This is a genomic window from Stieleria bergensis (assembly GCA_007745635.1).
GTDB classification, from domain to species: Bacteria; Planctomycetota; Planctomycetia; order Pirellulales; family Pirellulaceae; genus Stieleria; species Stieleria bergensis.
This window is the reverse complement of the sequence record CP036272.1, coordinates 3,497,568-3,517,934: the sequence shown is the minus strand read 5'-3', so window position 1 is coordinate 3,517,934 and position 20,367 is coordinate 3,497,568. Positions and strand designations below refer to the sequence as shown.

The following is a 20,367-nucleotide window of genomic DNA, read 5'->3' as shown; positions in this document are numbered from 1 at the left end:
CCCACGCTTCCCGTTCCTTTGGTTCTGCCTGCCATGCTGTCTATTCGTGCTGCCGCTCTGATTGCGTTAGTTTGTTGCCAGATGTTGATAGCTCGTGCGGACGATGCTGCGGGGCAACAACGTCCCAATGTGATTGTGATTCTGGTGGATGATCAAGGCTATTATGATCTGGGGTGTTACGGCGCCAGCGAGGTGAAGACTCCAAACATTGATGCGTTGGCCGAACAGGGCACTCGCTTTACGGATTATTACGCTGCCGCACCGATCTGTAGCCCATCGCGGGCCGGGCTGTTGACGGGGTGCTATCCAAGGCGTGTTGGCAATCACATTTGGGTGCATCGGGCCGACTCGCAGTACGGTCTGCATCCCGACGAAGTCACGGTGGCAGAGCTATTCCAGTCGGCAGGGTATGCGACGGCATGCATTGGGAAGTGGCATTTGGGGTTCGAGAAACCGCTGCTGCCGAAGTACCAGGGCTTTGACCATTACTTTGGGTTGCTGCATAATTTGGATCCAGTCGAAGTGGTTTACTTCGAGGAACAGGGCGGTGTCCCATTAATGCGGAACGAGGAAGTGGTTAAGCGGCCCGCTGACCCGGCCGAGTTGACCAAGGCGTACACAGACGAAGCGATCAAGTTTATCGATCAGCATCAAGAGTCTCCTTTTTTTCTGTATTTGCCGCACACAATGCTTCACCATCCACTGGGCGTCGGGGAAGACTTCGTCGGGTCGTCCGAGTGGGGCGAATACGGTGACGCAATACAAGAGATGGACCACCACGTTGGTCGATTGATGGACGCAGTTCGGGAGCGCCAGCTTGATGAGCGGACTGTGGTGCTCTACCTGTCTGATAATGGTCGTGGTCCGGGCAGGAATTCCGAACAGCCAATCCGCGGTCGCAAGTTGTCTACATTTGAAGGTGGCATTCGAGTGCCAGCGATCGCCTGGGGGCCGGGCGTTGGGCTGCAAACGCAGGCGACGTCGAAGGCCGTGGTCCGCGCGATGGACTGGTACCCGACCCTGGCCAGCCTGGCGGGCATTCGCGTTCCGGAGGAGGTCGTGATCGATGGTCGGGATCTCAGTCCCCTGTTACAAGGAAAGACATCCGGCGTGCCTGGGCCCGCGCAGAAACTCTCCCTCAACGCGGATGTTCCTCTCAGAAGACGCTGGCAACCGGACGGCGAATGGTCCCAGCGAATCCGTCGAAACGAGTACAGCGAGGCGTTCTTCTACCATGGCAGCCAAGGTGCTCTGGCTGCGGTGCGTTGGCGTCAATGGAAACTGTACTTGAATCCTTCGTTGACGTTGTACGATTTGGTCAGCGATCCGGGGGAAAGTCAGCCGGTGCGGGACGGCGAGATTCTGCAGAAATTGCGCGGTATGTCGATCTTGTTCCAGGAAGAGATGCGTCGAGACGCGCGTCCAGCAGGCCAGGCGGACGCCAGCGCTGATTCCCCAACGCGGATTTCCGAAGACCAGCTCCGTCAGCTCAATGCGGACAAGGATGTGACCTACGCAACGTACGGCGATCGGACGTTGCAGATGGATGTTTATCGGCCCAAAAATGCTTGGGGACAACTGCCAGCGATCGTCTGTATCCATGGCGGAGGCTGGCAGAAGGGCAGTCGCGTCCACCATGAGAAAGTGGCCCAGGGATTGGCTTCGCGAGGCTACGTCGCCGCAACAATTTCTTATCGTCTAAGCGACGAAGCCGCGTTTCCGGCAGCGATCCAGGACTGTAAGGCGGCGGTACGTTTTCTGCGTGCCAATGCCAGTCGCTATGGCATCGACTCTGAGAAGATCGGAGCGATCGGGTTGTCTGCCGGTGGTCACTTGACGGCGCTGTTGGCGTCGTCGGGCGGTGTGGCGGAGTTGGAAGGCGACGGCGGTCATCAGGGCCACAGCAGCAGGATCCAGGCCGCTGTTCCGATGGGAGCTCAAACCGATTTTCTGTCCGCTCGCACGCGGGAGATCAGTGCACATCCGCAGCGTGGTTTGATCTGGAGAAAATTCATGGGTGGTTCCTTGGATGAGCGAAGCGCCGCCTATGGACTGGCTTCGCCTCTGCAACATCTGGACAAAGACGATCCACCGTGTTGGTTCATCGCCGGCCAGCAGGACGATGCGAGCACGCACGCGGTTGCGTTTCGACAGCGGCTTGACGAGTTGGGGATTCCAAGTGGGTTGACGGTCATTCAGGACGCTCCGCATGGTTTTGTATCACGGCAAGGCTGGTTTGATCAGATGGTTCGCCAAGCGGATCAGTTCTTCAAGAAGTCATTTGAGGCACAGGATTGAGCCTCCAACTGATCTGATCGCTACCAGAGTTCTTGATGTCGGTGATCCGCTCGACGGACTGCGGACATTCTTGCAGCCCGATGCATGGTGCTCTGGTACTGTTTCACATCGTCTCGCGCCGTGATTCTCACGCGCCCGTGAGGTGTACCGGCGTTGCGACAACGACTGGTCGATGCAGAAGTTCAGTTGCTGACGGGGGCAGGAACGTTGTTTAGACGTTTGATACATTTTTTCCGCGAGATCATTGATCATCCCAGCCCGAAACATCGGGCGTTCCCGGCAATGTTGCGGTCCTGTTTCTGGGGGCTGCGGCGTGTGCTGACCGAGCAACCACGCGACCTTCGCTATCACGGGATGAAGCTGCGCTGTTATCCGTGGAGCTCGGTTGCGCGGCGGATTGCGACTTTTGGAACGCTTCCCGATTACCGGGAGATGAGTTTTCTGAAAGACTACCTGCGCCGCGACGATTGCGCCATCGATGTGGGCGCCAATATCGGCGCATACAGTCTGCTGGCGAGGAGCTTGGTTGGTGATGCAGGAAGAATCGACGCGTTCGAAGTCGATCAACGGGCTCGTCTGTCCTTGGTGGAAAGCACCCTGATGAACCGCCTGACGAATCTGCATGTGCACCCGCGTGCCGTGGGAGCCACATCGCGAGTTCTCGAGGGAGATTCGTCCAGGCAGGATGAACTGATTCATGTGCGAATGGATCGATTGCACTGGGGAAAACTGAACGGCATGAACGTGGTTCGGTTGGACGAAGCATTGGACGAACGCGACTACGCTTTGCTGCGTGTGTCGCTGAACGGTTACGAACCGCTGGCACTTCGTGGTGCCACGCGTTGGTTAAGAAAAGGTAATCCGCCGGTCTTGATGATCGACATGCAGACCAGCAGCAAACGTTACGGAGTCAGTCTGGGGCAGTTCCTTGATGAATTGAAGGCATTGGACTACCAGACGGCGGTGTATGCGCCGGAGCATCGGGCGCTGTGCTTTACGGCCAAGCCCTGGTTAAGCAGCGGATGCACGCTGATTGCGATTCACCAACAGGCAATCCCGATGGTTCGCAATCGTCTGCTGGGCGTCGACGAGGGGATCGACGTCAGTCCAAGTGCAGAGAGCAAGCCGATCCACAGCGGCGTTGCGCCGCTGTGATGCTGTTGGTTGCCGTTTGCTGGCCGGTCGCGTCGTTTGCACCGTGCGTGCCGACGCTTGTTCAGTCTCGCTGGAAGTCTTCCTTGACTGGGATGACTTCCATGAAACCGATCATCATCTCTTCGAAGCTTTGATCTCCCCATTCGACTTCGACCGTAGGATCGGGATTGCTAAGGTTTGCATCGCTATTGTCAAACACGGCGGTGCACTTAATTTTAGTCCCGGCCGGAAGGTGGACGGGTTCACTGGGTTCGTATTTCAGCTGCCAATTGAAGTCATATCGCGGCACGTCAAGCAATGGCTGCCACGGCTCATCGGGGCGCTTCATTTCATAGCGAAATGACTTGCCACGCAAGTGCATGTGTGGAGTCATGCTGATCAGGTATTCGTCCTGCGCTGACTTATATCCCGCTTCGACCACTTTACTGGGATCTCCCGCAGGAATCTTAAGTCGCCTGTCCACCGCTACAGCACCACGCAACAATCGGGTGACTTTTTCTTTGGGCATGAAACGCACGCCAACGTAGCTCAGGTCTGTTTGTGCTGAACCGTTGGGGGTGTAGTGCATTTCGAAGAGCAGTTTGCTGCCGGCCTTGACTTCGATCGCGACTCCTTCAGGCAGTCTCGTTGGTGCGCTGCCCGGTGCATAGCCTGCGACGATGGCGTTGATGTCCGTGCGCCGTGCACCTGGTGGAACCACATAGACTAGAATGTGATGGACGACCTCGCGGCAATCGGGTCTTGCTTCGGCGGCGGTGATGTATTTGTCTTCGGTCCAACCGGGGTCGACAACAAATCGTTGGTAATCGAGGACACCCTGCGCCGCAACTTCAAAGGGTTGCTCCTCTTCATTCATGAACAGGATTTGATCCGGTTGTTCGATTCGCCAGCCTTCGACAAATTGGGGCGGTTCAGGGAGGTCTGCAGGGTCGCCTTCTGGCATGCCGTTATCGACCCAAGTCTTCAGTAATTCGATTTCTTGCTTGGTCAGACTGGGATCGTTGGCAAAGTGGCCCACTTCAGGATCGGCGTTCCAGGGTGGCATGCGTTTGTCTGCGATGACCTCCAGGATGGTGTCCTCCCAGCCCAGCACATCGTCGTAGCTGGTCAAGGTAAACGGAGCGATTTCGCCTTTGCGATGACAGCTTACGCAGCGGGCATTCAAGATCGCTGCAATGTGCTTGTTGTACGTGATCTCACCCACGGCTTCCTGTTCGGAGACTTTGCCGATGTAGCAACCAACTGGCTCGGTCGCCGGGGTGCTGATCGGTTTGCCAGCAAGTAGTTCGTCGATCGCCTGCCCCAGGTAGGAAATCGTGCCACGCTCACGCGAGTAGCCAACTCCGTACTGGTTGTCGATGCGTCCGTGGTAGACGACTTGGCGTTCTTTGTTGATGAGAAAGACTTCCGGGGTGCGTTCAGCGCCCATCGCGTCGGCAACACGATTCCCGGGATCCTTCAGCATTGGGAATGCAATGTCATGCCGGTGGACATAGGCCTGCAATTCGCGGACGCCGTCCTGGGTATTCGAATTGATGCCAATGACCTGCACGCCTTTGTCTGCATACTTTTGTTGCAGTTCAGTGAGCCGGTTGCCGTAAAGTTTGGCAAGTGGACATTCGGTGCCAAGGTAAACGATGGCGACGGCGTTGGAGTCGGCGTAATCACTAAGCGAGACTTCGTTGCCGTAACAGCTCCGTAAACGAAAGTCATCCACGGTGTTGCCCAGCGGACTGCGCGCTTCGTCAGCGGACGAAGCAGCGATCCAACACAGGATGAGTGCGAACGAGTGAACGAGCGCGCAGGCGCGACGCAGTGAATGGATCAACATAAGCCCCTCGAAATAGAAAATGATCAATGAGTGCACTAGATGATATAAAAATGTGCAACCCTTGGCACTATCGTTCTTGTTGGTTCAGACTGCAAATCGCCCAATCGGAGGCTTTTAAGCGAAAACTTAACGCGACTCGTAGTATTCCGCCGGAAAACTCGCCTGTGGAGCGTGCTTGCGATCTCGCCATGGGAACACAGGGCCGCGGTCTTCCAGCAATGGCACTTCGTCGCCCTTGGTTTCTTGCAGCAATGACCACAGATCGTGGTTCATTTGCTTAATTCTTTCTTGGTGCTCAGCGGAATCAATCAAATTGTTCAGTTCCCCGGGGTCAGCTTCCAGATCATAGAGTTCGTCACGATCCCACAGTCCGTGACAGCGAATGTATTTCCATCGACCACCAATCACAGCGTGCAAGGTCGGCGTGTGCGGGTAGTTGCGTTCCCAGTAATATTCGTACAGCAGCTGGGTGCGTACGGGGCTGCGTTGATCCTCGCTGCACAGCGACTTCCACATGCTGATGCCGTCTTCGCTGGGCAGTTTCGCGGCACCGGCAGCTTCCAGCAATGTTGGGGCAATGTCGATGTTGCCAAAGACGCCTTGAAACTCCTGGCCAGCTGGAATGCTGCCCGGGGCTTTGATCAGCAACGGAACCTTGGCGCTGGCTTCATAGGCAACACGTTTGTCAATCAAGCCGTGGTCACCAAACTGGAACCCATTGTCGCCCATGTAGACAAAGATTGTGTTGTCGGCGAGTCCCGCATCGCTCAAGTACTGGTTCAGTTGACCGACGCTATCGTCGACCGAAAGAATTGATTCACAGTAGCGGCGATAGTAGACCGATGGAGAAAAGTCCGGCATGTTGTAACCAAAATCAACACCATGCCGACTGTTGCGTTGATTGCGAACCCACATGGGCAGTTTGCCGTCACTCATCTCTTTAACAGTTGGGATCTTGATCGGCAGCGGTTGACTGTCATAGCGACCGCGATGCCGATCGGCAGGAACGAAGTCGGCGTGAACACCCTTGTGGCTGACGTACAGAAAGAATGGCTTGTCCTCCTGGCGCTGATTGAGCCACTGCAAGGCATAGTCCGTCAACTCGTCGGTGATGTACCCTTTTTGCGGGACGCGCTTGCCGTTGACATTGAAGCCGTCATAGGTTGTTTGCGGGACTTCGCGTGTTGTCCCATGCCCATCGGGCCAATAGGTTCCCTGTCCCTTAAATGCCACCCAGTGATCGAATCCACGTTGTGGATCATCAATGTGGCCTCCCATGTGCCACTTCCCGATGAACGCAGTCTGATAGCCCGCAGCCTGAAGATGTTGCGGAAAGAAAATCAGGTTGGGATCGACGGGATGGTAGTTGTCGACAACGCGGTGGTTGTGAGCATACTGGCCAGTCAGAATCGAAGCCCGGCTGGGTGAGCACAACGAGGTGGTGACATAGGCATTCTTGATCCAGACGCCTTGCTTGCCAATGGCGTCAATATGAGGCGTTTCAATGAACGGGTGATCGGCGATGCTGAGACAATCGTAGCGATGGTCATCGCAAAGCACGAACACGATGTTGGGCTGCTTGGCGGTCAGAACCTTGCCAGCCCCTGGCACCGCAGCGAGCGCCGAAAAAAGCAGGGCGAGGATCGAAGTCAAAAGAGGGAAATCAGCTCGTTTCACGTTCATGCTGTCAGTGGGGAGTGCACAGGGAGTGGGGTTCGAATTCACTATCATAATGCCTCGTGTCGAAAAGACCAGATTATCCGTGCGGGAAGCGCCCACGGCGCGGCTTCCCGTCGTGGTGTTCCTGCCATTGGGATGGTTTCGACGTGGCCATGGCTTCGTTTCTCGTCCGCTGCTTTGAACCTGTCTGTATTCTGGTGACAACGGCCTTTTTCCTTGCACCGGGATTGATTTCGCAGTGTGCGTGCTTGCACGCGCCAATGAACTCAGCACACCGGTGGGCGTCGCTTTCGTGTATTCTGTGGCATTAACGCGCGCTTGCACGCTACGTTGTACACACGCGAACTCGTTGGCTCGTTGACATGAACCTTTTCTTAATTCGTCGTGGGACTGTTTCTGTCCTTGCGTGCTTGTTGTTCTTTGCTGCCTTTGCTCGCTCGGAGGAGCCCCGTCGTGATCAAGTCTTGCAGGCGGCACTGAAGGCGACACAATTTTTGACCCAACAGGTCAGCACCGAAGGCGGGTATCTGTGGGCTTACAGCGAGGATCTTCAGCTTCGTGAAGGTGAGGGTGTTGTTAAGACAAACACGATCTGGGTGCAGCCTCCCGGCACTCCGACGCTAGGTCAGTGTTTCGTGTCCCTGTACCGGGCCACGGGGGAGCAGCGTTTTGCAGAGGCTGCGGTGGAAACGTCAACGGCGCTGATCAGTGGTCAAATGCGCAGCGGCGGCTGGCAAGCAATGGTCGAGTTTGATCCCCAGCGACGCCGTAAGTGGGCCTATCGAGCTGATGAGCCAGCCCGCAAGAAGAAAGATCAATCCTCCTTGGACGACGACAAAACTCAATCGGCGCTACGCTTTCTGATCGACTTGGATCACGCACTGGAGTTTCGCAACGCCAAAGTCCATGAAGCGGCACTGTACGGACTAAAGGGGCTTCTGGAACGGGGACAGTTCTCCGGTGGAGGCTTTCCGCAGGTTTGGACGGATCAACGCTTGCCGGAGGACGAAACGCCGTCCAGAGTCGCCAGTGTTCCCGATCAGTGGCCGCGGACCTACCCAGGGCATCAGCAATACTGGTCCCGCTATACGCTAAATGATCACCTGGCGCCTGATGTCATGCAGTTGCTTCTGCTGGCGGATTGTGTCTATGACGATCCACGCTATTTGACTGCGGCACGTCGTTTGGCGGATTCTCTGTTGGAAAGTCAATTACCAGATCCTCAGCCCGCTTGGGCTCAGCAATACAACCAGCAAATGCAGCCGATCTGGGCAAGGAAGTTCGAGATGCCGGCGATCGCTTCCAGCGAATCGTTTGGCGTCATGCGATCACTGATGATGATTGCCAGGCACACCGGCGAACAGCGATACTTGCGACCGATGCCCAAGGCGTTGGATTACTTTGAACGCAGTCGCTTGCCGAATGGTCAATTGGCCAGGTTTTACGAATTGAAATCCAACCGGCCGATCTATTTCACGAAGGATTACCAATTGACCTACTCGGATGCCGATCTGCCCACCCACTATGGCTTCAAAATCAGCGATCAGTGCCCGCGTCTGCGTCAAAGTCACTTGAAACTGGCCAGGGAGCTAACGAGGGAACGTCAGGGTGCGTCGGTGACCCCGCTGGAGTATCTGCCGTCAAGTTCACCTGTTTCCGAGCAACGCGTCAAGACAGTGATTGACGCGATGGATTCTCGCGGTGCCTGGCTAAGCGACCTGCCCATGCGTTACCATAAGCGTTCGGGACCAACGATTTTCATGAAGGAGACGGCCAAGAACCTGCAACTCTTGGCGAGTTTTCTGGCTGCGAACCCCAGCGATCGTTAGCGGATCGCAATGATGCTGGTTTGTTTGCTCCATTCGGTTAGGATTGACGGTCGATCATCAAGATTCATTCGCTTCGGCGCCGCGTTCGCAACGTGTTTGGTGTAAAGGTTTCAGCAAAGCCCACTGAGCGATTCAATGTCACACTTTCTGTCCAATGTTACTTTCGGAGATTTACCGATGCCCAAAATGATTCGCGCTTCCTTGACGCGATGGTTGCTCACTTCGACCGCCTGTGTACTTGCGACTGGCTGTTTGCTAGGAACGGCATCCAGTGACGCGGACGACTGGAGCGGATGGATGGGAGACAATCGCGACGGCGTTTATCGCGAGACTGGCATTGTGCAGGAAATTCCCTCTGATGGCTTGCCGGTGAAATGGCGAGTGCCTGTTGGCGCCGGCTACGCCGGTCCTGCGGTTGCTGATGGCAAGGTCTATTTGTTCGACTATCAAATGGAAGGCGGCAAGATCGTCAACAGTCCGAATTTGCGAGGTGAGCTAAAGGGCAAAGAACGCTTGCTCGTGCTCGATGCCCAGTCCGGCAAGGAACTGTGGAGCTACTCCTACGAGCGTCCCTATTCGATCAGTTACCCAGCTGGTCCACGGGCAACTCCGACCGTTGACGGTGATCGAGTTTACTTGCTTGGCGCCGAAGGTGACCTGACCTGTTTAAACACATCAAAAGGGGACGTGATCTGGCAGCGGAATCTACCCAAGAGTTTCGGCGCCGAGGTTCCGATCTGGGGTTACTCGGCCCATCCACTGGTCGACGGCGACTTGCTGTACACCATGGTTGGTGGAGCAGGGCAGGGGGTGGTAGCCTTTGACAAACGCACTGGAAAAACGGCATGGAAAGCGCTGGACGTGCCGGCCGGATATTGTCCCCCACAGATCATTGAAGCCGGTGGGACGCGTCAGTTGGTCGTTTTCCACCCGCAAGGCGTCCAGAGTTTGGATCCCGCGACGGGCGACTCACATTGGCTGATTCCGATGAAGCCCTCGTATGAGATGTCGATTGCTCAGCCAATGGTTTCTGGCGGCCGAATGTATGCGAGTTCGATTCATTCCGAAGCGATGATGGCCGATTTGGGGACGGATCAGCCAACCGCCAAGGCGATTTGGCACGGCGAGACCAAGAATGCCGTTCACTGCAGCAATGCACCGCCAATGTTTGTCGATGGTGTGGTCTATGGGACAGATTGTTTGACTGGCAAGCTGATTGCCGTCGATGGCGACAACGGCGATCGCTTGTGGGAAACCTTTGAAGCCACCAAGCCTGATGAAAAACGCATGATCAAACACGGCACCGCGTTTCTGACTCGGATCGGTGACAGCAAGCGGTACCTTTTGTTTAGCGAGACGGGAGAGCTGATCATAGCCGATCTGACTGCCGATGGAATGAAGCAACTGGGGCGGATGCAAGTGGTTGAGCCAACAAATGAAGCCTTCGGCCGTCCCGTTGTCTGGAGCCATCCGGCGTACGCAGAACACACGGCCTTCATTCGCAACGACAAAGAGATCGTCGCCGTCGACCTGCAACAGAAGTAACCAACAGGTTGCGTTTTGCGGCCTGTTCCTGTCAGCCAGGAAAACAACACGAAAGTACATAGACGCTGAAAAAGACAGCGTGAAACGTTTTCTGTTGAACCCTGGTCCCAATTTGACTTAATCGCTTTCAATAAATTCGTGTCTGAGATCACGGGCGGTCTTCTCTAACCATTTCGCTTGGTTGCTGTTGAATCGCTGCCCACTGTGGTCAGTACGACGCTCTCCTCTGACGAAAGTTTCGTCGGCACATCCTTCGGAACGACGTCAGGCCATCGCAGACTAAGTATTCGTCGACGTCATTGCCGTCGCGAATGTCCTGCAAGGTAAACGACAATTCCAGCAGTGCAGACAACGGGCCCGCAACAAAGTCATGCTGATGCACGTTCCAAGCAAAGCAATCGACCGCTGCGATCCGTAGATGGATGCATCGCATCGCATTGCTTTGAAAGCATTGACAGCGGCAGCAAGTCGGGACCGCATGAACGTCTTAGGGCTTGCTGATTTAATCAACACTGCTGGCTCGGATGGTAGAGCCACCTCTGGCTAACTCCAATGCAGCAGGTGGCACTTGCTCTCCCGACGCAACGCCCAATAGCAAGTGTAGAACACCTACGGCGAGCGGGCCTCGAGGCTGAGTTTTCTTCGGCCAACAGAATCTGGGAAACACACCACGGTTGCCAGCGAGATTCCATCGAGCGGATTGTCATCGCGCATCATTTCCGAACGCCGAAGGTGTTCTATTCCATAGCCCAGGGTCGCGCAGCACACCCTGGGGACAGGCTGGCAATCGTCGCAAAACCGGGAATAAACCACGAAGGACGCGAAGAGCACGAAGGAGGGAATCACAATCATCCTCCGGGGACTGTCCCCAGTCTTGAATGCCTGAACGCCGAAGGTGTTCTATTCCATAGCCCAGGGTCGCGCAGCGCACCCTGGGGACAGGCTGGCAATCGTCGCAAAACCGGGAAAAAACCACGAAGGACGCGAAGAGCACGAAAGAGGGGATCACAATCATCCTCCGGGGACTGTTTCCAGTCTTGAATGCCTGAACGCCGAAGGTGTTCTACCCCATAGCCCAGGGTCGCGCAGCGCACCCTGGGGACAGGCCCCACACACATTGTCTCCGAACGCCGTAGGTGTTCTACAACTGGTTCGGGATAGTCGCTTGGAACGCAATCACGTGCAAGGCTTTTCGCCCAAAGTCGCCAAAAGCCTTGCACTCGAAACAGCAAGCAAGGCGCCAAGCCAAGCAAAAACCAAGGTATTCGACTCAATCAGCAAGCCCGTCTTAGTGTTTGTCGTCGTTCGCTCGTTCATCTTTGCTAACTGAAAGTCGTGAGACCGCAGTTCACCTTTGTAAGCAATCTTATCGAATCCCAGCATGATCACGCCCCAGGAAGTTTCCGGGACGGCCCATCTCGCCAAGATCGGATGCACTGTCCAACAGTTCCGTCAGTAGCTCGATTTGTGTTGCGTCTGGCTTGAATGCTGCGACACTAGCGGCCAGATTGAATAACTCGGGTTCGGTCCAGTTCTGGCATGGCCCGTGGATCGTACGCAGTGCCGTGAAGAGCTTGAGGCACGTGGATCGCTGAAACCGATCAGTTCCACCCAGATCCGCGCGTCTGTCCCTGCTCTTTCCCATTCATCAATCAATCTTTCTTAGGAAATAAATCATGGCATTAAGCACCGCCAACACGCCTAGCGTCCTCTAATCCTCGCTCGACCAAGCTTTCTCGCGGCCATTGCAGCGATATCGGTTGCTGAATGATGTCATGGGTGTTCCCGAATTATCACGACGCCAGCGTGTACCTGGAGACGTGGCCTATTGGTCGGCCGAACCGACTATCGATGCGGTCAGCGAAGAGGGCCAGGCAACAGCCTCTGATACGACGTTCGCGCAAGCGAGTGTGGGTTACGTCAAGTATGGTGCCAGGAGAATTACATCTAACGAACTCGTCCAAGACTGGCTTGCTGGCGTCAACGATGCACCCGACAGTTTCGAAACAGTGATGGCCAGTCATGCACGCGGATTGATCTCAAGTGTTAACGGGTTCATCATCAGCGAGCTAGACTCGGCCAGCGGCATTACCGACAATGTTGCCGCACCGGATTACTCCGAGATTCTGGAATCCTCCGTTTCTGCCCAGGCGAGGACGAATCAATCTCGATGATTTGCAGTGCCGCAGCAAAGGGTTCCATGGCTGCTGGTCAAGCAGCTCTGGGTGCCACTGGATTCTTCGCTGGCTTCCCCGTCACTTCTGTTGTCGGCTTCCCTGCAGCAACATCGGCAATGTCTATTGGTTCTCTGGCGACCTGGAATCATCGGCCCGATGCTCGGTCGAGATCCGCCACAAGCTGACGGATCAGTCAACCGCTGGACTCGCGATTGAAGATAAGTGCGAGATTATCAGTTGGGCGCGATGTTGGTTTGCCATCGCCGACGTCACTTGCATTCTGAAATCGAGCTACGCGGCATAGTTTGATGTTGATCAAGATTAAACATACATCCGCTGGATTCGTCTGGCGGACGTTGTCGTTGATGGCACCGAGAACGATACCGTGAAAGACTGGTGCCACGCCTTAAGCAGGTGAAAACATTGCTGCGTTTTCAGTTTCGTTTTCATTCTCCCTTATACTTTCGAATATTCTCTTCAATAGACAGTTGCGTGCGAACGAAGTCAGCCAGGGCCAACCGCACAACGGCGAACCAGCAGTTGATGATGTACAGGAAAATCAACCCAAGCATTTGAGCACCGAACTGTGCGATGGAAAGCGAATCCCCCTGATTCAGGGCTAAGATCATTGCAACAAACAAAGCAATCCCCAGGGCGCAGATGGCAAACGTAAAGAAAAAGAAGATCGAAAGGGTTGCGCTCGAACCAGCCCGCACCAAGAGCGACAGAGCAGGGAACCGCTTGTTGTGATATCTCCATGCGTTGCTTTCTCTGTATAACTCGACTGGGTTGAGGAAGTACCCGATGTCGCTTCTATTTCTAGCGTCGCCAGCCGAGGCTTTTGGCTTGGGATTTGGGTCAGGTAGCCGCTCGGGCCTAAGTTTCTCCAAACGGGCGGTAGTAGTTGCCCTCTCCGCCTCTTTCTTTTCAGCCTTCTCTTTCCGCTTCCGCTCCTTCTCGGCAGCTAACTCCTGTTGTTGCCTGTCAACTTCAGCCTTCTCTGGCAGTCCTGGGACGTGATAGGTCTCGCCGCACTCAGGGCAGGTGTCGATGGCTCCTGAATCATCTAGTTTGTTGCTAAGTGCTATCTTGCATCCTGGACAGTTATAACGGACACGGTATGTTCCGAGCTGTCTGGTCACTTTATAGTCTGTGATCTTCTTCATTCTGATCTTCTGGTTCTTGCCGGCCGAAGCCCGCTTGGTTGTTGTTGATTGTTAAAGTCGATTCCACATCGAGGCTTCCATCTGCTTGCGCACATCAAGCACGCGACCGATGTCACCGACATGGTCCCAGTCGATTGGTGGATCATCGTCGCCAGGGGATGGCATGCCTTGCAGACCCTTCAAGAACTTCAACGGCCTGTGCGTGCTTTTCGATATAAGCATCTTCGGCAGTGTATTTTGTCATCATAATCTCCTAGGGGGGATTGAAATCATTAAGGTCAATTGTTGGCGGCTCCCGTGACACGTTTGGTCAAGACAGTCATGCGGTACACAGGAGGGAGTGGACCCGTTTTTAGAAGCCCAGAGCAAGCGGAGGCCGCGAAAACAGTACCGCGAATTGAAACTGAATCGGATTCCAGGGTTTTCCTCCTACGCACGTCGAACGTGCACGATCACGACAGCCAGTGTTGACGCACGTACAAGCAAGCAGCATCGAAACGCGATTGCTCGATGCTGGCGTAGTGGCGATCTGCCATCGACTCTGGGCCATGTCCCAGAAAGTAATCCACCAGCGAACTGAACTCAGAATTCCGCAGAACAGTTGCTGAAGCCTTGCGAAGCATCTTGTGGGGCATGTAATCAATTCCTGCTGACTTACAGTCTGCCCGCAGTTTCTTTGTGACTGCCGACTCGTAGGACAAGTTAACACCGGCCAGCAGTCGCAACGCATCGTCAGTCTCCGACCAGACCGCGTATTTGACCGTCGGGTCTCGCTTGTGCTTAGCTGTTTCGGTCGTCGATGTTCCAGGTAGCCATCGACAGGCGGTTGCATTTTCGCGATATCACGCTGGGTGAACCCAAAGTTCAGCCCGCAAAGAACATAGTGCGACTGACGCCCGCCAGGGCAACCATCTCCCGAACAACGTCCTCATCGACAACGTTCGGTGTCGTGTAACCGGTCGATGCAATGAACTCGCCGAGTTCGACGAGCTTAGGCAACTTGTGGATGTGATCGAACTTGTGTAGCCATCCAATGAACGTACCGACGTCAGCAACTGCCGCCTTCGCTGTCGTTGTCGCGTATTCTCCGCTGTTCGCAATGTTGTTGAGATACAGTTGCAAGTTCGCCGACGCTACCGACTGATCCAGCGTCATCCCCTCGCACGCTGTCGTGAACTGGGTCAGGGAGCGCTTTAGATTCTTGTGCGTCTGGGCGTTACGCTATTCTGCTTGCTCGTTAGAAACGACGCTACGGCCTCTGCTAGCCTGTCATCATGGGTGTGATTGACTGTCGGCATTGTACTTTTAAAGTTCCGCCATTTCTTTTTGCCCTCTCTGTCGTAGCCATGCGGAATCATGCACAGTGCGTCCCGCAGTTGCATCGCCACTTTTAGAGCCAGTGCAATGCCATCAGGAACTTTCTTTGCACGATTGATCGCGGAGACGGCCCACTGGTCGACTGTCCGTCGCTGTGAGCCGTCAGGGTAGTTTTTTGCAAGTCGTCCAAGAATTCGACCAATGGCAAAGCCAGGCTTGCTTGCTGCCGCTGCTGGTGTCCTTCGTGTTCATGGTCGATTGACTTCATCCATCTTTGGCACGCAGACCAGCATCGCTGGTAGCTGTCGATCTTCCCGGTTTCACTCGGTAGTGTTGGAAAGTATGCTTGCTTCCCTTGTGACGTTTCCGCCATCGTCTAAAGGAGGCAATCCATGACATACGATATCTTGAACCCGACATACGGTCCTTTCCGTTCAGCGTGGGTGGATGGAAAGGTTCAGACTGCAGCGAAAACGTAGGGGTTTAGGTACTGTGGATTCTTCCGGTCAGGCAGGCCGTTGTGTTCGAAGCAGCTTGGATTCAGAAGCTGTCGTGATTAAGGCCGAGACCAACTTCCGATGCTTTGAGGTGTCCCTCCTATGTGGTTCCACCACAGACACGTTGGCCCGTTGTCAAACAGGCCAGCAGAGCATTGTGTTGTCGAGTTGGTTCGGAAATGGCAGATTCCAACAATTCCATCACTGATTCTAACGCCAACCAAACGCTTCAACGCGTGGTGGATGGCCCGCATGCGCCCCATGACCTCGCTCCGCCACACGGCAGCCAGCAGACAGTTGCGACAAGACGCTCCAGCGCTGGCGCGAATCAACAGCTCGCCACCGGCGAACGCGCGGTCGGTGGCGGAAACAGCGAACAGCTGGTGTTTCACGAAGCGGGCACTCACGTTGCTCGCAAAGCTGGCACCGTCACTGAGCAACAGCAGCTCGCTGAAATCGGTAAACAATTGCTGGAAATCCAAGCGGTATGTGATCTGGTCAAGCAGCAAGGTGTTGCCCCACAGGCGATGGAGGCGTACTTCGCCGGTGGGCTGCTGTCTGTGGCAGAGGCTGTCAGGCGGGAGTCCGATCAACGAGACGACTGGCTCGACTCATTGAGCATCGATAGCCAGGTGTTGCTGCGCTATCGCAAGGCGCCAGACGATCCTCACGCACCGGCCAGGCGTAAAATACCGGCCAGTCGTGAAATACCGGCCAATCGCACTTCGCCAGCCAGTCCCGCTTCGCAAGTTTCTGGCATCGGGCAATCCGCCGCCGCGACATCGGACCCCGAGACTGCATCGCTGAGTTGGAGTCAGCGTCTGGAACGCCTCGCTGCCGATGAGACGTCCAGCGGAACTGCACCGCAGAACGAGAAGCCAGTTGCCAATGATGTGCAGCCTTCTGCCAGTCGTTTGCCGGAAGATGTTGTCGATGAAGAGCAGTTGTTGGCGACTGAATCGCGACGCAGTGACATCGCCGCTCTGTTTTGCAACGCGATTGAGGATCGGTTTGCGGATCAGATTGAGCCAAGCCAATCGTCGGATCAAAGCAAACCGCATCGAGGTGTCTTCTTTCGCCTCGCCAGCCAGGCCTGGTTGAAATATGGAATCGTTCTGCCCAAAGTGCGGCCGCAAGATTGGATCGTGATCGGTGCGATCGTGACCCTGATCCTTGCGGGGATCATCGCCGTTGGACCCATCCGTTGGCTGCGCGGAGCTTCGAGTGTTTCGACACCGCAGCCCAGGAGCATCGATCGGCAGCAACCACCATTGGAAAAGACGGCCTCCATCAGATCGGAAGCACCGCCGCCGGCCACTCAAGAATCTCCAGCCCATGTCACAGCGTCGGTAACTAGGAACGAGTCGCAGCCATCGGAGTCAAAGACACAGGTCCGCATCGATCAAGTCACCAAGCTGATCGATGAAATGGAATTGCAACTCAAAGGCGTCTCGCAGCGCATGGCTTCTAAGGACGCCGGTGCCGAAAGCATCCAGCAACCAGCAGGGCAACACTCGCGACTTGCCATCATGGACACGACGCTTCGCCACGAATCGCCAATCGATTTGCACGGATTGTTGGCCGCAGAACAGCCCGAGCAGTCAGCAGTGACATCTACCACGCTGCAGTCTGAGTCCCGGTCGAAGCTGTTGCGCTGTTCATCGGTACCCGTTGGATACAGCAGTCCAATTCAGTTCACTGTATCTGGCCTGATCCACCGGGCCAATGAACCGCTGTCGATCGAGTTCCCCAGCGGCGAACGAAGCGTTTTGAATCGCTTTGCGGAGGGACAGTTCGTGCTGCGTGAGGGCCAGCGGGACTTGCTGAGGCTGAAGACGCGGGCGGATCAGTCACTGGTTCAATTAACGGACGCCGGACGGCAGGCAGAGTTCGTTCAACAATTGGTTCAGACGCGTGTTACCTCATCGGGTGACGCTGTCTATTTGCGTCCACGACAAACGGCAGCACCTCTGACGCTAAGCTTGGCAAGCACGCAAAGCGAAAAGAGCTGGCCCCTTCGCTGGCCCATCGATCGGCGGCGGGGCAGGTTATCATTGCAGCTAGCCGGTGCGGAGCGGTCGCCAGCGGACCCTCTGCAGGTCTCGTGGCTTCATCCGTTCAACAGCGCCCGTTGCGAGGGAACGGCGATCGCCGTGGTGCATGCGTTGCAACCCGACGCTCCGGCCCTGGCGTTGAAGTTTGAAATCGCCACCGAGCAACAGTTGACTTGCCGAGTCAGTTACTTGGCGCGTTTTGCTCCCAATGAACCTTGGTGGAGCTTTTCGCAACCGACGTTTGCGAAGAGCCGGCAGGATTTTGAACAGATCAAGCAGCAAATGGTCAAGCAGTTAGCGGCCGCGACGCAAGCGCGCGGTGAATCCGCACAACTGGTCAGCTATGCAAAACGACAGCAACTCGCACAGCGGGTGGTCCAAGCGAAGGCCAGAGAGCAACAGATTCGCGACCTGGAGAAATTGGCCTCGCGGGTGCACCATCAGCTGCGTGTGGAAATGGAACTGTGCGTGCGATGGGACGATGATGTCCAGCCCATTCTGACGACAAAGCGTTAGGCGATCTTCAACTGCAGACGCAACATTTCCAGTGCAGCTTCGGCCGCTTCATGGCCTTTGTTGCCCACGTTGCCTCCGCTACGTTGGAGAGCTTGTTCCAAGGTGTTGCAGGTTAAGAGTCCAAAGCCAATGGGTTTGACGCACTGCAGGCTTAACTGCATCAGTGAATCACTGACCGCACGGTTGATATGCTGGTCATGAGTCGTCTCACCGCGGATCACGCAACCTAGCGTGATCACGGCGGCCACGTCCTCGCGTGGCAGAAGCTGAGCCGCGACCAGGGACAATTCCCAAGCGCCGGGCACGCGAACCACACGGACGCGATCACCGTCGATCCCTGCTTCAGCCAGCGTCTCTAAGCTTCCTTTGACAAGTGAATCGCAGATCGAGGCGTTGTAGCGACTGGCGACGATCACGACGTCTCCGGCGGGAAAGGGGCCATCCAAACCGCTGATTTCAGGGACGGCGGCGTCTGCTGGGGCTTGATTAGTCGACATCCTTCACACTCATCAAAAATTCGGCGTTGTTCTGAGTCTTTCTCAGTTTCTTAGTCAGTTCATTCATCGCGTCAGCGGGGGAAAGCTCCGCCAAGACGCGACGCAGTGTAGAAATGCGATGGAACTCTTCTTTGTCCAGAAGGATTTCTTCGCGGCGTGTTCCGCTGCTGCTGATGTCGATCGCGGGCCAGATACGACGATCCACCAAACCGCGATCGAGCACGATCTCCAAGTTGCCCGTCCCCTTAAATTCCTCAAAGATCACATCGTCCATTCGGCTGCCAGTATCGACCAAGGCGGTCGCGAGAATGGTCAGCGAGCCTCCTTCTTCGGTCTTGCGAGCGGAGCCAAAAATGGACTTTGGTTTTTGCATTGCGCCAGCATCCAGGCCACCGCTGAGCAGTTTGCCAGTCGATTCTCCCTCGCTGTTATGAGCACGGGCCAAGCGAGTGATGGAGTCCAGGAACACGACGACGTCGACACCTGCTTCGACCATCCGCTTGGCTTTCTCGATGACCATTTGAGCGACTTGAATGTGACGCTGTGCGGGTTCATCAAAGGTACTGCTGATCACTTCGCACTGAGGTCCTTGAACCTCGCGTTCCATGTCCGTGACCTCTTCGGGCCGTTCGTCGATCAACAAGACGAAAACGTAAGCATTGGGATAGTTGTGCAGGACCGCGCGAGCCATGCTCTGCATCAGGACGGTCTTGCCGGCGCGCGGTGGACTGACGATCAAGCCTCGTTGGCCGAAACCAATGGGCGTTAGCATGTCCACGACGCGCGTGGAAAGTTCACCGCCATCGTGCTCCAACAACATCCGATGGTCGGGGTGTAGGGGCGTCAGTTCGTCGAACGGAATCGCGGACGAGCGAGATGATGGATCACGCTGGTTAATGCGTTCGATCCGCAGCAAGGCAAAGTACCGCTCGTTTTCTTTGGGGGGACGAATTTGACCGGCAACGTGACTGCCAGTTTGCAGCCCGAATCGACGGATTTGACTCGGCGAGACGTAAATATCGTCTGGGCATGAAATGTAATGGTGCTTGCTGCTACGTAAGAAGCCAAACCCATCGGGCAGGATCTCAAGGGTGCCTTCGCCATACATGAGTCCCCCGACTTTCATGCCTTGTTTCAGAATGGCAAAGATCAATTCCTGCTTTTCCAAGCGGTCGGCGTCCTTGATGCCTTCGGCAATCGCCATCTGGATCAGTTCTTCGTCACTCTTCTCTTGCAAGAGGTCCAGGGTGATCTGGGGGCCGTCAGTTTCGGTAGGCACACCGACGCTTTTGCCAACTCGTGTTGCCTCGCTGACGATTTCCTCTGGCAGTGACAACGGATCTCGTTCCGCGTCCAGCTCGCGAATGCGCCGGTCGACGCGCTCGTCAGGGTGCCGTGGGCGTCGCCCATTGCCATTCCCTCGCGCTCCGCCATAGCGTTTGGCGCCGCGATGGCTGGACCGTGACTCATCACCTAAGGGACGGTTTGGTTGCATGATATCGAACGTCAATCGACGTTTTGGTAGGAAAAGAGATGGGGTTGGTCCGCAGTGGTGCGAATCTGGAGGGATGAGTGAAAAGGCAGCGCACATTCCACGTTTGTTTCATGCGCTCTGTAAAGGGCTTGGCAATGTCCGAGTTCCGACAATGCCGCCAGAGGGGAGTGAAAAGAATACAATGAGGTAGTGTTTTGGGGATCACGGCTAAACCGGTGACCAAATCGTGTGCGGGCGTCTTCTGTCGCGCGTCAGTACTGATTCTATGTGCTGAGGGGGATTGCCTGTTGCCAGCACTCAGAATCGTTGG

Annotated in this window: 15 protein-coding genes; 6 read left to right on the top strand and 9 right to left on the bottom strand. The window is 55.6% G+C overall.

Annotation, left to right across the window (positions count from 1 at the left end; all coding sequences use genetic code 11):
* Positions 1–81: 81 nt before the first annotated feature.
* A complete protein-coding gene (locus SV7mr_RS12170; protein WP_145272347.1) occupies positions 82–2,298 on the top strand; it encodes a sulfatase-like hydrolase/transferase in 2,217 nt (738 codons plus the stop codon).
* A gap of 153 nt (positions 2,299–2,451) precedes the next feature.
* Positions 2,452–3,453, top strand: coding sequence for a class I SAM-dependent methyltransferase (locus tag SV7mr_RS12165; RefSeq protein ID WP_145272345.1), 1,002 nt, complete (start codon positions 2,452–2,454; stop codon positions 3,451–3,453).
* Between the two features lie 61 nt (positions 3,454–3,514).
* Here SV7mr_RS12165 and SV7mr_RS12160 read toward each other — a convergent pair whose 3' ends face one another.
* Positions 3,515–5,284, bottom strand: coding sequence for a thioredoxin family protein (locus SV7mr_RS12160; protein ID WP_145272343.1), 1,770 nt, complete (start codon positions 5,282–5,284; stop codon positions 3,515–3,517).
* A gap of 126 nt (positions 5,285–5,410) precedes the next feature.
* Positions 5,411–6,967, bottom strand: a complete 1,557-nt coding sequence (locus SV7mr_RS12155) for a sulfatase family protein (protein WP_145272341.1) — start codon at positions 6,965–6,967, stop codon at positions 5,411–5,413.
* A 359-nt stretch (positions 6,968–7,326) separates the two neighbouring features.
* Between SV7mr_RS12155 and SV7mr_RS12150 the strand changes: the two genes are divergently transcribed.
* Together SV7mr_RS12150 and SV7mr_RS12145 are read left to right on the top strand one after the other, a co-directional pair.
* On the top strand, positions 7,327–8,793 hold the full coding sequence (locus tag SV7mr_RS12150; protein ID WP_145272339.1) for a pectate lyase: 1,467 nt from the start codon (positions 7,327–7,329) through the stop codon (positions 8,791–8,793).
* Between the two features lie 177 nt (positions 8,794–8,970).
* Positions 8,971–10,338 carry a PQQ-binding-like beta-propeller repeat protein gene (locus tag SV7mr_RS12145; protein WP_419188431.1) on the top strand — a complete coding sequence of 456 codons (1,368 nt, stop codon included), beginning with the start codon at positions 8,971–8,973 and terminating at the stop codon, positions 10,336–10,338.
* Between the two features lie 208 nt (positions 10,339–10,546).
* Here SV7mr_RS12145 and SV7mr_RS12140 read toward each other — a convergent pair whose 3' ends face one another.
* A complete protein-coding gene (locus SV7mr_RS12140; protein ID WP_145272337.1) occupies positions 10,547–10,771 on the bottom strand; it encodes a hypothetical protein in 225 nt (74 codons plus the stop codon).
* Positions 10,772–12,113: 1,342 nt separating this feature from the next.
* On the opposite strand from SV7mr_RS12140, the gene SV7mr_RS12135 reads away from it, so the two are divergent.
* Positions 12,114–12,512, top strand: coding sequence for a hypothetical protein (locus tag SV7mr_RS12135; RefSeq protein WP_145272335.1), 399 nt, complete (start codon positions 12,114–12,116; stop codon positions 12,510–12,512).
* Between the two features lie 449 nt (positions 12,513–12,961).
* On the opposite strand, the gene SV7mr_RS12130 is transcribed toward SV7mr_RS12135, so the two are convergent.
* From SV7mr_RS12130 to SV7mr_RS12120, 4 genes are all read right to left on the bottom strand, one after another.
* Positions 12,962–13,681, bottom strand: a complete 720-nt coding sequence (locus SV7mr_RS12130; protein WP_145272333.1) for a hypothetical protein — start codon at positions 13,679–13,681, stop codon at positions 12,962–12,964.
* A gap of 51 nt (positions 13,682–13,732) precedes the next feature.
* Positions 13,733–13,903 carry a hypothetical protein gene (locus SV7mr_RS25325; protein ID WP_419188430.1) on the bottom strand — a complete coding sequence of 57 codons (171 nt, stop codon included), beginning with the start codon at positions 13,901–13,903 and terminating at the stop codon, positions 13,733–13,735.
* Between the two features lie 230 nt (positions 13,904–14,133).
* A complete protein-coding gene (locus SV7mr_RS12125) occupies positions 14,134–14,316 on the bottom strand; it encodes a hypothetical protein (RefSeq protein WP_145272331.1) in 183 nt (60 codons plus the stop codon).
* Positions 14,317–14,545: 229 nt separating this feature from the next.
* Complete coding sequence (locus SV7mr_RS12120; RefSeq protein ID WP_145272329.1) at positions 14,546–14,836, bottom strand: hypothetical protein; 291 nt, start codon at positions 14,834–14,836, stop codon at positions 14,546–14,548.
* Positions 14,837–15,674: 838 nt separating this feature from the next.
* On the opposite strand from SV7mr_RS12120, the gene SV7mr_RS12115 reads away from it, so the two are divergent.
* Complete coding sequence (locus SV7mr_RS12115) at positions 15,675–18,065, top strand: hypothetical protein (RefSeq protein ID WP_145272327.1); 2,391 nt, start codon at positions 15,675–15,677, stop codon at positions 18,063–18,065.
* Here SV7mr_RS12115 and ribH read toward each other — a convergent pair.
* Positions 18,062–18,562, bottom strand: a complete 501-nt coding sequence (gene ribH / locus SV7mr_RS12110; RefSeq protein WP_145272324.1) for a 6,7-dimethyl-8-ribityllumazine synthase — start codon at positions 18,560–18,562, stop codon at positions 18,062–18,064. The two genes, SV7mr_RS12115 and ribH, sit on opposite strands and share 4 nt — an antisense overlap.
* Positions 18,552–20,057 (bottom strand): transcription termination factor Rho, encoded by a 1,506-nt coding sequence (rho, locus tag SV7mr_RS12105; RefSeq protein ID WP_145272322.1) that lies wholly within the window; start codon positions 20,055–20,057, stop codon positions 18,552–18,554. The genes ribH and rho overlap by 11 nt, the downstream gene beginning before the upstream one ends.
* Positions 20,058–20,367: the final 310 nt, after the last annotated feature.